The sequence below is a fragment of the Pseudomonas sp. G3-39 genome (assembly GCF_054790485.1).
This window is the reverse complement of the sequence record NZ_CP186497.1, coordinates 289,388-303,212: the sequence shown is the minus strand read 5'-3', so window position 1 is coordinate 303,212 and position 13,825 is coordinate 289,388. Positions and strand designations below refer to the sequence as shown.

Below are 13,825 nucleotides of genomic sequence, written 5' to 3'. Positions count from 1 at the left end.
TTATCCCCGATGGAGCGCGTAGCGGTCCCAAAAGGTCTGCTGCGCCGCCATCGGGGATAAATCCCCTCACCACAGGAGTGTTACCAGAGTTGGATCAGCGCGCGGTCAGCTCAATCACGCAGCAGCCCGCATTGACCGCGACTTCAACCAGCCCGGTGTTACCGTCCAGTTGCAGGCAATCATGGCGGCCGAGTTGCGCAGTGTTGTCAGCAACCTGCACTTGCAGCAGCTCACTGACACTGAACACCAGCACCGTCGTCGCCGAGCTGAAAAACCGCTGCTCGCCATCCAGCCACTGCAACCGCGCGCTGTACCTCTGCGGCGCGTAGATCAGGTTGAAGTCGCGGATCGCGCCGCCGAGCAAGGTGCAGGACACCTGGCTTTCGCCGCTGAAGGCAAACGGGTCCAGCGGTAACAGCGGCCGCGTGTCATCACCATCGACGCACAGGGTCATGCCATCGCCCTGCAATACCGTGATCACCCGCTGGTAACCGGCAAAGGTCGAGAAACCACCGGACTCGGCGATGTCGGCAATCGACAGGCGCCAGCCGAAACCATCGAGGCCGGCACCCGCATCACGGGTAATCTCTTCGGTGCTGCCGCCGCCGTTTTTCCACGGCATGCGCGGGTAGCCTTCAGCGCGTAAAACCTTTACCTGACTCATTTATGAAAGCGTCCTTCCAGACGATGACGGGAACCTGGGTGAATCAAACGCGCGGCGGTCACCGGCTGACGCCCCGACCACGTGCGGCGACGGATCAGCAGGCAAGGCTCGCCTTTTTCGATCTGCAGCAACTTGCACTCGGACGGCTCGGCGAGGATCGCCTCGACGACGTGCTCGCCTTCGGTCAGTGGCGCGACCTGATTGAGATAGGCGTAAGGCGTCTGCAAGGTGAAGTCCTGCTTGAGGTATTCCGGGGCGACCAGCGCGTTGACGAAGCGGTCTTCGATTTGCACAGGAATGTCGTTTTCGTAATGCACGATCAGCGAGTGGAACACCTTCTGCCCTTCGCGCATGTCCAGTGCCAGCGCGCGCTCGGAGCCGGCGGCCTCTTCTTCGAGGGTGATCACCTGACAGGTGTGGCGATGGCCACGGGAGGCAATTTCATCAGCGATGTTGTGCACTTCGAACAACGCGGACTGGCTCTTCGGTTCAGCGACAAACGTACCGACACCTTGCATGCGCACCAACAGGCCGTCGGCGGTCATTTCGCGCAGCGCGCGGTTGATGGTCATGCGGCTGAAACCGAGCTGGCTGACCAGTTCGCTTTCCGACGGTACGCGGTAATGCGGTGGCCAGTTACCGCTGTCGATCTGCTGGGTGATCATCTGTTTGACGCGGGCGTACAAGGGCGCCGGACTGTCGCCCATGTTCGCGGCCAACGGGGAGACTGGAGGCGGAGTCGGCACGGTTGATCCCTGTTCATTGGATGAAGGTTGCTAGCTTGCCGGAGTTTACCGGGCAGGCAAACGTCTGTATATGTATATACAAATAACACACGATGGGGTGCTGAACCATGTCCGCTTTCTTTGCCGAACGCGCGCTGCTGCCTAACGGATGGGCCAATAATGTACGTCTTGAGGTCAATGCCGATGGCGTGTTGACCCAAATCCTGGCCGATTCCACCGCAGACGGCGCCGAACGGCTGAGCGGTCCGCTGCTGCCGGGCATGCCCAATCTGCACTCCCACGCCTTCCAGCGCGCGATGGCCGGGCTGGCCGAAGTAGCCGGTAATCCCAACGACAGTTTCTGGACCTGGCGTGACCTGATGTATCGCCTCGTCGGAAAAATCAGCCCGGAGCAGCTCGGCGTGATCGCCCGTCAGCTGTACATCGAAATGCTCAAGGCCGGTTACACCTCAGTTGCTGAATTCCACTATGTGCACCACGACAACAACGGTCAGCCGTATGCCGATCCGGCCGAGTTGGCACTGCGCATCAGTCAGGCAGCGAGCGAAAGCGGTATCGGTCTGACTCTGTTGCCGGTGCTGTACAGCCATTCCGGGTTCGGCGGCCAAACGCCCAATGACGGGCAGCGCCGCTTTATCAACAGCACCGAAAACTATCTGAACCTGCAAGCGCGCCTGCAGCCGCTGCTGGCTCAGCAAAAAGCGCAATCGCTGGGGCTGTGCTTCCACTCATTGCGCGCGGTCACCCCGCAACAGATCAGCGAAGTGCTGGCGGCGAGCGACAAGCAGTGCCCGGTGCACATCCACATCGCCGAACAGCAGAAGGAAGTCGATGACTGTCTGAGCTGGAGCGGTCGCCGTCCGCTGCAATGGCTCTACGAAAACACCGAGGTCGATCAGCGCTGGTGCCTGGTTCACGCGACCCACGCCAACCCGGAAGAAGTCACGCTGATGGCCAAAAGTCGCGCCATCGCCGGGCTGTGCCTGACCACCGAAGCGAATCTGGGCGACGGGATTTTCCCGGCGGTGGATTTCCTCGCTCAGGGCGGGCGCATGGGCATCGGTTCCGACAGCCATGTGTCGCTCAGCGTGGTCGAGGAATTGCGCTGGCTGGAATACGGCCAGCGTCTGCGCGATCAGCGGCGTAACCGGTTGTATGGCGCGGATCAGCCGATGGTTGGGCGCACGCTGTATGACGCGGCGCTGGACGGCGGTGCCCAGGCTTTGGGACAGCCGATTGGTGCGCTGCAAGTCGGCAAACGTGCCGACTGGATCGTGCTCGATGGCAATGATCCGTATCTGGCCACGGCCAGTGGTGACGGGATTTTGAATCGCTGGCTGTTCGCTGGCGGCGATCGCCAGGTGCGCGATGTGCTGGTCAATGGTCAGTGGGTGGTGCGCGATGGACGGCACGCGGGCGAAGAGGAAAGCGCACGCGCCTTCACCCAGGTTCTGCGCGAACTTTTAGGCTGACACAAAACAAAAATGTGGGAGCGAGCCTGCTCGCGAAAGCGGTGTATCAGCAACATTTTTGTTAACTGACACGCCCTCTTCGCGAGCAGGCTCGCTCCCACATTTGATTTGTGGTGACCTTTAGTTCGAAGTCTTGGCCATCTGCCGATCCGACGCCCGCCAGATCAGTCGCGTGGTGTCGTAACCCTGCTGCCGCGCCTTGCTCAGCAACTCCTCGCGCACTACGCCATTGACCGTTGGCGTGCGCGACAGCAACCACATGTACTTGCGACTCGGGTCGCCGACGATGGCGGTCTTGTAGTCGTCGCTGACGTACAACACCCAGTATTCGCCTTTCGCCACACCCGGAATCAAGCGCGAGAACCAGGTATCGAACTCGACCCACAACTTGTCGGTCTTGCCCGGCACCTGTGGATAAGCCTTGCCTTTGGCTTCTTCCCACTGCCAGTCGGAGGTCAGGCAGCGATTGAGCACATCGACATTGCCATCGGGTCTGAGCGAGTAGTGGGCTTCGGACTGCGCGCAGTTGCGCTGGAAGTACATCGGCAGGCGCGCCAGTTCATACCAGGTGCCCTGATAACGCTTGAGATTGACACTGTGAGCCGTCTTGGGCGCCAGCGGATCTTCACCGTGGGTGGCGCAGCCGGCCAGTACCAGGCCGGCAAAAAGGACGAACAATAACCGCTTCATTATTTTTCTCCCGTGGGCGCATAGCCCCGGTTTACTTCAGGCCTTGACCGGAAAACATCAGCACTTTGTCACCGGCGTACTGCACGCTGATAAAGCTGTTTTTATCGCCCCAGGTGCAACTGGACATGCCGAGCGCGCCCGAACAGTCGGTGGGTTTGCCGAGCAGCGTCTCAACCTCGGCCTTGGCCATGCCGGCCGAAAGCTTGGAATAGTTTTCCTGATTGACCTTGCTGCACGCGGCCAACAGCACGCAAAAAGTCAGAAGGGCGATAGATCGCAGCGACATGAAGTAACTCCTGGAGCGGAAGGGGGATGGCATGGTGCCAACCAGAAGCTTAGAAGAGAAAACCCTCATCTGGTTCCCTTCAGAAAGGGCTATTTATCGCTCCGCTCGTCTGGCATTTACCGGTAAATCAGACACTTTGTGCGGCTATTGAGCATTTCGTCGCATTTCATCAAAGACGCCTAATCTTTGGCGCGCGGCGGTCGAAATAAGAGCAGCGCAAAGCCCCCGAGTGTGGCAAATTGCCGCCCTTTCTCGACCAGCCCCTTCGCGGTAGTTCATTCGATGACCAGAAACATGAAATTCAGCCACAAGATCTTGTTGGCTGCCGCCCTCGTGGTGGCCGTTGCGTTCGCCTGTTTCATTTTGTTCAACGACTATCGACAACGCGAAGCCCTGAGCAGCAGCACCGAAGCCTCGATGCAGGAACTGGGCAGCCTGACCACCAGCAACATCCAGACCTGGCTGGAAAGCCGCATCCAGTTGCTGCAATCGCTGTCGCAGCAGGTCGCCGCCGACGGCAGCGCCCCGGCCAGCCTCAAGCGCATCATCGACCTGCCCGCCTACACCGGCAATTTCCAGCTCAGCTACTTCGGCGGCGCTGACGGTGTGATGTTCTCGGTACCCGCCGGCAATCGCGCGCCGGACTACGACCCGCGCGCCCGAGGCTGGTACAAGGCAGCCAACAGCGCCCAACAGACCATCGTCACCGAACCCTACATCGCCGCCTCGTCGGGCAAACTGGTGATCACCGTCGCCACCCCGGTGCAGCGTCAGGGTCAGATGATCGGTGTGGCCGGCGCGGACATCGACCTGACCAGCGTCAGCGCGATCATCAACTCGCTCAACTTTGGTGGCCACGGCCATGCGTTCATCGTCAGCGCCGATGGCAAGATTCTGATTCACCCGGACAGCAAACTGGTTCTGAAAACCCTCGCCGAGGCTTATCCAAACGGCGCACCGAAAGTCAGCCCGGGCCTGAAAGAAGTCGAATTCGACGGCAAGACTCAACTGATCTCGTTCACCCGCGTTAACGGCGTGCCATCGGCCGACTGGTACGTGGCGCTGGTGCTGGACAAAGACACCGCGTTCTCGATGCTCAGCGAATTCCGCACCTCGGCGCTGATCGCCATGGTGATCGCGGTGGTGATCATCATCGCCCTGCTCGGCATGCTGATCCGAGTGCTGATGCAGCCACTGCTGACCATGGGCCGCGCCATGCACGACATCGCCGAAGGTGAAGGCGACCTGACCAAACGCCTGGTGATCCACGGCCACGACGAATTTGGCGCGCTGGGTCTGTCGTTCAACCGCTTCGTCGAACGTATTCACACTTCGATCCGCGAGGTGTCCTCGGCCACCGGCCAGGTTAACGAAGTCGCCCTGCGCGTGGTTGCCGCGTCGAACTCGTCGATGTACAACTCCGACCAGCAGGCCAGTCGCACCAACAGCGTGGCCGCGGCGATCAACCAGCTCGGCGCCGCCGCTCAGGAAATCGCTCAGAACGCCGCCCTCGCCTCGCAACACTCCAGCGATGCGCGCAGCCTGGCGGTCGACGGCCAGCAGGTTGTGGATAAAACCATCCACGCGATGCAGCAGCTGTCGGCAAAAATCAGCGACTCCTGCGGCAACATCGAAACCCTCAACAGCAACACGGTGAACATCGGGCAGATTCTGGAAGTGATCACCAGCATCTCGCAGCAGACCAACCTGCTGGCGCTAAACGCTGCCATCGAAGCGGCCCGCGCCGGTGAGGCTGGCCGTGGTTTCGCCGTGGTCGCTGACGAGGTGCGCAACCTCGCCCACCGCACCCAGGATTCGGCGCAGCAAGTACAGAAGATGATCGAAGAACTGCAAGTCGGCGCGCGTCAGGCAGTGAGCATCATGACCGAGAGCCAGCGCGAGAGCGAAAGCAGCGTCGGCATCGCCAACCAGGCCGGCGAACGCCTGGGCAGCGTGACCCAGCGCATCGGCGAGATCGACGGCATGAACCAGTCGGTGGCTACCGCGACTGAGGAACAGACGGCTGTGGTCGAATCGATCAACGTCGACATCAACGAGATCAACACGCTGAACCAGGAAGGTGTCGAGAACCTGCAGGCAACCTTGCGCGCTTGTTCGGATCTGGAGCAGCAGGCGGCGCGGTTGAAGCAGCTGGTAGGCAGCTTCAGGATCTAAGGCGCGGCCACTGGCGTCTTCGCGAGCAAGCCCGCTCCCACAGGTTTTTGTGAACGACACAGATCCCCTTTGGGAGGCAGCCTGCTGGCGATGACGGCGTTAGCGACGATTGAATTTTGAGTTGAAATACGCTGGTCAGCTCGCAATGACGCTGGACTGAATTAAGACTAAACTCAGTCCTGTTCAATTTGGCGAGACTCAACCATGAAGCTTTCATCGCAAATCAAACCGATCAGCTACCTCAAAAGTCATACAGCGGAAATCGTCAAGACGATCACTGAAAGCCGTGAGCCATTGGTCATCACCCAAAATGGTGAAGCCAAGCTAGTGGTTATGGATGTGAAAAGCTTTGAAGAGCAAGAAGACACGATGGCCTTGCTGAAACTGTTGGCGATGGGTAATCGGGAGATCGAGGAAGGCAAGTTCAGTGCTGCTGAAGATGTCTTTGCCGAACTGGATAAGGCCGATCATCAATGAGTTTGAAGGTCGTTATTCTTCAGTCCGCACAAACAGATCTCAAAGAACTCCGTACCTACCTCGTCAGACAGTTTTCAACCCATATTTGGCAAAGCACTTATGCCGATTTAAAGACTGCGATTCTTGGTCTCGCAGATCTGCCTTACTCAGGACCGGTTCCCGAAGAAATCGATAAGCTCAATCTCGGCCAATATCGCCAGATTGTTTTGGGAATGAACCGGATTATTTATGAGGTGCGGGAAAAAACAGTTTTCATCCATATCATTGTCGATACGCGAAAAAGCCTGCCGACGCTGTTGATGAAACGCCTTCTACGACGCAACCCTTGATTTAGAACCGTGACCCAGGCTGACTGAGAAACGCCAACTCCTCCGCCGTAGACTCCCGCCCCAACACCGCATTGCGATGCGGAAACCGTCCAAACCGTGCAATCACTTTACGATGCCGCTCGGCATAGTCCAGATTGTCGGCAAACACCGTCCGCTCGGCTTCCGGCTGTTCAGCTACCAGATCGATAAAACGCGAAACGGCTTCGTTCTGCACCGCGAGGTTTTCGCAGTGTTCGAACACCAGATAAATGAATACCCGCTGAATCGGCTTCAGTTGCCGGTCGAAGTCCGCTGCAATGCCTTGGGCGACGAGTTTTTGCGCGCGCAGATCACCGGAAAAAGCTTTGGGAGAGTCGCGAAAAATCATTCGCGGCAGTTGATCGAGCAGCAGCACCACGGCCAGCCAACCTTCGGGACGTTGCGTCCATTCGGCCAATTCGCCAGCGAGGGCCTGATCGACAAAGACCCCGAAACGCTCACGCGCTTCGAGGTCTTGGCTGTCTTTCTTGCCGAACCACAACTTGCCCTTGTCAGCCGCAATCTCGTCCGGTGATTCGGCGTGTCCGAACCACCAATCGAGCAACGGCTGCCAGGGCGCGGTCATGGCTTATTCCTTGTGGTAAGCCGTGGCGCGGGCGACTTCTTCTTTCGAGCCGAGGAACACCGCTACGCGCTGGTGCAGGCCTTCCGGCTGAATGTCGAGGATGCGTTGGTGACCGTCGGTGGACGCGCCGCCGGCCTGTTCCACCAGGAACGACATCGGGTTGGCTTCGTACATCAGACGCAGTTTGCCGGGCTTGGATGGCTCACGGCTGTCGCGTGGGTACATGAACAGACCGCCACGGGTCAGGATGCGATGCACGTCGGCTACCATCGCGGCGACCCAGCGCATGTTGTAGTTCTTCTTCAGCGGGCCTTCTTCGCCGGCCAGCAGTTCGCTGACGTAGCGTTGTACCGGGGCTTCCCAGTGGCGCTGGTTGGACATGTTGATCGCGAATTCCTGGGTGGTTTCAGGAATGGTGATGTCTTCGTGGGTCAGTACGAAGCTGCCCATTTCGCGGTCCAGGGTGAAGCCTTTGACGCCGTCGCCCAGAGTCAGCACCAGCATGGTCTGCGGGCCGTAGATCGCGTAACCGGCGGCAACCTGCTGGGTGCCTGGCTGCAGGAAAGCTTTTTCGTTCAGCGGCTCGTTCTGGCTCAGGTATTCGTTCGGGCAACGCAGTACCGAGAAGATGGTGCCGACCGGAGCGTTGATGTCGATGTTCGACGAGCCGTCCAGTGGGTCGAACACCAGCAGGTAGGCGCCTTTCGGATATTTGCCCGGGATCTGGTAGGCATTGTCCATTTCTTCGGACGCCATGCCGGCCAGGTGACCGCCCCATTCGTTGGCTTCGAGCAGGATCTCGTTCGACAGCACGTCGAGCTTCTTCTGCACTTCGCCTTGGACGTTTTCAGTGCCCATGCTGCCCAGAACACCACCCAGGGCGCCTTTGGACACGGCGTGGCTGATCTCTTTGCAGGCACGCGCCACCACTTCGATCAGGAAGCGCAGATCGGCAGGAGTGTTATTGCTGCGGGTCTGCTCAATCAAATAGCGACTCAGGGTAACGCGGGACATGGACGGCTCCGGTGGAATGGGGGGCTAAAAACCCGCGCAGTTTACAGGGAGTCTGAAAACGTAGCGAGCGATGACGCCCGGTAACGTGCATTGGGGCGCAATTGCTTGTATCAGACGTGATCGGGTCGAGAGAGTTCAGGTACCGGATTGAGCGTAGTTCGAAACGGGACGGGTGGTGCGTGCGCAACCGCGGCCGATCTGAAATTCTCGTTGGCCGATCAGCCGCCTTCGCGAGCAAGCCCGCTCCCACATTGATCGCGTCCATCGAGGCTACTCGGTCAACTGTGGGAGCGAGCCTGCTCGCGAATGGCCCGCAGCGCCAGCCATGCTCAGGAATTGGTTGGTGGCTTGCGCAACAGACTCGCCGCCATCGCCCCGAGGAACACCACACTCACCAGCAACACCGCCCACAGGCCGATTTTCTTCCAGTTGGTCTCGGCTACTGCCGCCGTAGTCGCCGGCGCAGCCTGAGTGGCAACCACCTCACCCTGCACCGAGGCCTTGCCCAGCGTCGCGAGTTTTTCCGGTTTGAAATCCGGAATCAGCGTACTCAGCGGCAGGTTCGCGGTTTTCACCGTCGGATTGCCCAGCGCCAGGCTGTAAGGCCCGTCACCCCGTGCGAGGAAAATCACCTGCGTCGCCCGCACCGCGTATTTCAGGCTCGGTGCCTGTTCACCCAGACCGCCGCCACGCTCATCCACGCTCAGTTTCAGCTGCTGCACAGTCTGCCCGTACAACTGCAATTCGTTTTGCACCACGTCCTGACCGTTCTGGGTCAGGCGATACAGCAAACCGTTGCTCAACGTCTGCCACGGCAGGCTGCTTTCGCGGCGGCCCGCGAGCGTCACCGGCGCCAGACTGTTCGGCTGTTTCAGCTCGACCTGCACCCGCTCGACATTCAGCCCCATCGGCAATTGCCATGCGTACTCGCCGGGCTTGGTGCTACTGCCCGCCAGCGCTTGCGACCAGACCAACGGCAGCGGCACGTTACGCGGATCGCTGCTTTTCAGTTGAGCGGACGTGAGGATTGGCGCCGAGGTTGGCGCATCCCACAACAGGCGCAGATAGCGCGCAGATTGCCCCGGCAGCGCCACCTCATGCTGCTCGATGCGCTCGTCGGAAAAGGTCAGCCGCGCCACCTGCCCCTCGCCCCACGCCTGCCAGTGCTGCAGGTCATCACTGGCCTCGATGCTGAAACGCTGGAAACCGTCGCGCTCGCTGGTCCAGTCGAGGATCAGTTGCTGCAGCGGCGCCTTGATCGCACTGGCATCGAGCAGCCAGCCGCGCAGCACTTCTTCACCGGCCTCCAGTTGCGTCGACGGTTGCACTTCCACCAGCGTGCCGGTGGTGGTCGATTGCACGCGCACGTTCGGCGCCCGCTCGCTGGCGTCGGCGGCGTTGTACAGCGGGAACCACTTCACCTCATGCAACTGACCGTCGTCGCGGGTCTGCGCCGATTCCCGGGCCAGGGCATAGGCCTGCGGTTCGCCGGCGGCGTTGAATACGCGCAGGTCGCTGAGATCGGTCTGGCGGGCCTGCAATTGTGCGCTCAGCGGCAGGTCGAGGCGATACCACGGGCCGTTGCCACTCACCGTCAGCGGCACCTGCGTGGCGAAGTCCGCCGGTTTTTCCTGCGCGCCAGCAGCCATCACCACGCCCAACGCCAACCACCCCAGATTCAGCATGCGACTCAAGATGAAACTCCTTCGGTATCCGGCACGGGTTTGTCCGCCACCGGTTCGGCTTCGACACGTTTCGGTGGCAGCGGTGCGAAATAGCCCACCACCAGCAGCAACACGCCGACGCCGATAAACGAGACGATCCGGGCCAGTCCGCCACGGTTGCTCAATTCGACAAAAATCAGTTTGGCCACCACCAGCGCAATCAACGCCGCGCCGATCAGCCACACTTCGCGCCGGTGACGCAGGTGTCCGCCGATCATCAGCCCCAACGCCATCAGGGTCCAGACGATGGACAACCCGGCCTGCACCAGCATCGATTCGAGCAGCAGATCCAGCTCGAACGGAATACCCGCCCAATGGTGCGCAGCGCGGGTCACCAGCGCGGTACAGAAGGCGAACAGCGAAACCCCGGCGACCAGTTGCGTGGCGTACTCGGCGTAATCCTTGCGCAGGGCAAACTGCGTCACCGCATGGCGCGACCACACGTACACCCCGAACAGGGCGAACAGCAGGCCCAATTCCAGCGGGTTGATCAGCGGCACGTACGGCAGCGGTTCGGCATTGCCGTCGCTGAAGCCGTTGGCCAGCCAGAACCACGCCAGCATCAGCACTGCCAGCGGCGCGGCGGCATACAAACGATATTCCCGCGGGAATGCCGCCACCGGCCATGGCCAGCTGCGCGGAGCCGCCGCCAACAGCAGATACAGGCTCGGCAGGATCGCCCAGCCCAGCCAGCGCCAGGCGTTGTATTGCTCGGACAACAGCAGCAGACCGTAGCGCAGCTCCAGCGCCAGTACGCCGATCAGCAGCCAGCAACCCAGCACATGCGCAGTGCTCAAGGCCTGAGCCGGCAGCATCGGCGCCAGACGCCGCAGGCTGAAGAAATGCACGGCGAACACCAATACCCACGCCAGCCAACCGAAATTCGCCGCTGGGTGATAACGCGCATGCCACGCCGCCAGCAGCACCAGCCCCGCCGCCGGGATCAGCAAGGTGCAGAGCAGGCCCAGCGCCGGCCATTTCAGGCGCAGCGCCAACAATGTCCACAGCGCCACACTCAGCGCGGCAATCAGCAGCAACAGCGTCGCCTGCAGATTCAGCGGCGCAAAACGCAGCACCTCACTGACCCACGCCAACGCCCACCAACCGGCGCCCCACACCAGCAGCACTTCGGACAGGCGTTGCAAACTCAGCGCATCGAAGGCCGAGGCGTGATTGCCCAGTTGCAGACGCCAGGCACCGACCAGCGCGGCCAGCCCCAGTATCAGCGGCGTCCAGAAGCCGCCATGGGCCAACGGCCGCAGACCTTCGCTGGACAGCGGCCCGAGCAACTCGGGGCCGGCCAACAAGAACGCCGCGCCACCGATCAACTGCAACAACAGCCCAAAGACAAAACTCACGCGCTGCTTGAGGTACAGGCTCAGCCAGATGATCAACAGACCGCTCGCCGCCCACACCGCACTCGCGGTTTGCCACGGCAGCACGAACAGCACCGCCAGATTGATCAGCACCAACCCCGCCAGCAACACCACCGACAACCCGCGCAGCAGCCGCACATCGCCGCGCACCATCTCGTCGCGCGCCGCCAGCAGCATCCCGCCGATCAACGCCACACCGATCACCGATGCGCTGAGCAAACCGCTCCACCCGGCGCTGAACACGGCCGCCGAATCCTCACCTGCACCTTGCAGGCGCAACAGGAACAACGCACCGCCGAGCAACTGCACGGCGAACGCGGTGAACAGGAACGTGCGCGATTGCAGGCGCAGGCCGACGAACAAGGTCACCAATCCGGCCAAGGCCCAACTGATCGCTGTCAGCTGAACAAAGAAAAACAACGGCGCCAGCAAATACAGGAACGTCAGGCCCAGCGCCGCCAGCACCGGCAAACCCTGGCGCTCCCATGGCGAAGCCTGTTCCGCCGTGGCTTTGCGCAATTGATGGAAACTGAACAGCAGCGCGATGCCGAGCATCAACGCCCCCAGCGGTGCGCCGTCGAGCAGGCTGCTTTCGCCAACCCGCAACTGACTGAGAAAGGCCAGCGCCGACCCCAGTTGCAGCAGCAGGGCAAACGCTCGGGCGAACGGCCGCTGCTGACGCAGGCCGAGCCAGAAAATCCCCGCGCCCTCCACTGCCCACGCCGCCGAAGTCCAGCGCGCATCGAGGCCCAGCGGGATCGCCAGACTGGCGAAAATCACCCCCAGCGCCAGACAGGTTTCACCGAGCAGCAATGCGCGGCCGCCCATCAACATACGGGCCAGGCCCATGTAGATCACGCCCAGTGCGAGTGCGCTGAACGCAGCGGCGAACTCCAGGTGCTGCACCAGCGCAAACTGCAGACCGAAGCCCACGATGGGCGGGCCGAACAGCATCGTGCCGTCGACGTAATCGCCCTTGCGCGCCGACCAGTGCAGCAGCGCCTCGCGATCGCCGTCCGCCGGCGCATCGGGTATGTCGAGCAACTTGCGCCGGGCAAACAACAGGCCGATGCCCAGATACATCAGGAAGAACAGGATCAGGAACGGTTCGGTACTCCACAGCAACTCAGGCGCATACGAACGCAGGCCCCAGGCGAAGCCGATACCGAACGTGCCGACGAACCCGATCAGGTTAAGCAGGCGCCAGGCCTTGAACCACGCAATGGCGAGAATGCCGGCGTTGAGCAAGGCGAAATAGCTGAACAGCGCGACATGGTTTCCCTCCCCGGTCGAGGTCAGGATCGGCGCGGCGAAACCGCCGAGCGCAGCGGCGGCGGCCAGTCCAAGAGCATCCTGGGTGATGGCGAGAATCGCCGAGAACACCGTGACCGCCACCAGCAACCCCAGCGCGGCGGACGGATCGAGCAACGGATGCAGACGCATCGCCGCAAACACCGTCAGGTACAGCACCGCGATCCCGGTGCCCTGCAGAATCAGCGCATAACTGCTGTTGCGCGTACGCAGCCACCAGCCCAGTGCCAGCAGGGCCAACGCCGCCGCCGCGACGCCGGCATAACGCAGTTCGATCGGCACCACCATGCCCTCGGTGGCGTAGCGCAGCAGGAACGCCAGACCGAAAAACAGCAGCACCACACCAACCCGCAGCACGGTGTTGCCACCGAACAGCCAGTCACGCGCAGCGCTGATGCCACGCTCGATCAGGTTCGGGCCACGAGGTTCGGCAGGCTGTGCCGGCGCTGCTGGCTCGTCGGTAACAGCATCCAGACGCCAGACATCCGCCGGCAGCGGCTGGCTGGTTTCGCTGGCAACGGCAGAGATCGGTTCTAGTTCGGGCGGCAGTTCCCAGACCAGATCCGGCGTGGGGGAGGATGATTGTTCGGCGACGATGATCGGCTCAACGATGGCGTCCGGCATCGGCGCCACGCTCGGCGGTGTGGTGCGCACGCTGGCATCTTCAAGCAGAAACAGACGCTGCTCGACGGCTTGCAGGGCGACCTTGGCCTGTTCCAGTTGACGCTGTTGGTCGGTGGCCTGCGAGCCAAGACGGGCGATGCGCAGCGTTTGCCCGATCGCCAGCCCGAGCAGTGCACCAAGCAGCGCAGCACTGAACGACTCATCGAGCAGCCAGCCGAGCAGCAGCCCGATCAACATGAACATCCATTGCATGGTCGATATCCCTAAGCAGCCCCAAGGCGGGGCAATCCCGACAGTTGCTTCAGTCTAGGCACAAACCCTTGTAGGAGTGAG

12 protein-coding genes and 1 pseudogene are annotated in these 13,825 nt (G+C 61.3%); 5 read left to right on the top strand and 8 right to left on the bottom strand.

The window, feature by feature from the left end:
* Window positions 1-94: 94 nt before the first annotated feature.
* Entirely contained in the window at window positions 95-664 is a 570-nt protein-coding gene (locus ACOYXG_RS01400; RefSeq protein WP_096794674.1) for a HutD/Ves family protein, read from the bottom strand.
* A complete protein-coding gene (gene hutC / locus ACOYXG_RS01395; protein WP_162803449.1) occupies window positions 661-1,371 on the bottom strand; it encodes a histidine utilization repressor in 711 nt (236 codons plus the stop codon). Before hutC ends, ACOYXG_RS01400 begins: the two co-directional genes overlap by 4 nt.
* 146 nt (window positions 1,372-1,517) lie before the next feature.
* On the opposite strand from hutC, the gene ACOYXG_RS01390 reads away from it, so the two are divergent.
* The gene (locus tag ACOYXG_RS01390; protein WP_460355508.1) at window positions 1,518-2,882 is read left to right on the top strand and encodes a formimidoylglutamate deiminase; all 1,365 of its coding nucleotides are present in this window, start codon (window positions 1,518-1,520) and stop codon (window positions 2,880-2,882) included.
* Between the two features lie 120 nt (window positions 2,883-3,002).
* Here the strand turns inward: ACOYXG_RS01390 and ACOYXG_RS01385 are convergent, their stop codons facing one another.
* Complete coding sequence (locus tag ACOYXG_RS01385; RefSeq protein ID WP_096794672.1) at window positions 3,003-3,572, bottom strand: lipocalin family protein; 570 nt, start codon at window positions 3,570-3,572, stop codon at window positions 3,003-3,005.
* 31 nt (window positions 3,573-3,603) lie between these two features.
* On the bottom strand, window positions 3,604-3,858 hold the full coding sequence (locus ACOYXG_RS01380) for a hypothetical protein (protein ID WP_003220802.1): 255 nt from the start codon (window positions 3,856-3,858) through the stop codon (window positions 3,604-3,606).
* Window positions 3,859-4,140: 282 nt separating this feature from the next.
* On the opposite strand from ACOYXG_RS01380, the pseudogene ACOYXG_RS01375 reads away from it, so the two are divergent.
* From ACOYXG_RS01375 to ACOYXG_RS01360, 4 genes and pseudogenes are all read left to right on the top strand, one after another.
* A pseudogene (locus ACOYXG_RS01375) lies at window positions 4,141-5,175 on the top strand (cache domain-containing sensor histidine kinase); the annotation flags it as partial.
* A 93-nt stretch (window positions 5,176-5,268) separates the two neighbouring features.
* Window positions 5,269-6,033, top strand: coding sequence for a methyl-accepting chemotaxis protein (locus ACOYXG_RS01370; protein ID WP_371260421.1), 765 nt, complete (start codon window positions 5,269-5,271; stop codon window positions 6,031-6,033).
* Window positions 6,034-6,237: 204 nt separating this feature from the next.
* Window positions 6,238-6,510: a type II toxin-antitoxin system Phd/YefM family antitoxin gene (locus ACOYXG_RS01365; RefSeq protein WP_027611275.1), complete on the top strand. Its 273-nt coding sequence runs from the start codon at window positions 6,238-6,240 to the stop codon at window positions 6,508-6,510.
* Entirely contained in the window at window positions 6,507-6,839 is a 333-nt protein-coding gene (locus tag ACOYXG_RS01360; RefSeq protein ID WP_460355503.1) for a type II toxin-antitoxin system RelE/ParE family toxin, read from the top strand. Before ACOYXG_RS01365 ends, ACOYXG_RS01360 begins: the two co-directional genes overlap by 4 nt.
* Before the next feature lies 1 nt (window position 6,840).
* Here the strand turns inward: ACOYXG_RS01360 and ACOYXG_RS01355 are convergent, their stop codons facing one another.
* From ACOYXG_RS01355 to ACOYXG_RS01340, 4 genes are all read right to left on the bottom strand, one after another.
* On the bottom strand, window positions 6,841-7,443 hold the full coding sequence (locus ACOYXG_RS01355; RefSeq protein WP_336838172.1) for a DUF924 family protein: 603 nt from the start codon (window positions 7,441-7,443) through the stop codon (window positions 6,841-6,843).
* Between the two features lie 3 nt (window positions 7,444-7,446).
* Complete coding sequence (locus tag ACOYXG_RS01350; protein WP_007961744.1) at window positions 7,447-8,457, bottom strand: class 1 fructose-bisphosphatase; 1,011 nt, start codon at window positions 8,455-8,457, stop codon at window positions 7,447-7,449.
* A 329-nt stretch (window positions 8,458-8,786) separates the two neighbouring features.
* Window positions 8,787-10,151, bottom strand: a complete 1,365-nt coding sequence (locus ACOYXG_RS01345) for a DUF3999 domain-containing protein (RefSeq protein WP_460355499.1) — start codon at window positions 10,149-10,151, stop codon at window positions 8,787-8,789.
* On the bottom strand, window positions 10,148-13,744 hold the full coding sequence (locus tag ACOYXG_RS01340) for a DUF2339 domain-containing protein (RefSeq protein WP_460355497.1): 3,597 nt from the start codon (window positions 13,742-13,744) through the stop codon (window positions 10,148-10,150). The genes ACOYXG_RS01345 and ACOYXG_RS01340 overlap by 4 nt, the downstream gene beginning before the upstream one ends.
* Window positions 13,745-13,825: the final 81 nt, after the last annotated feature.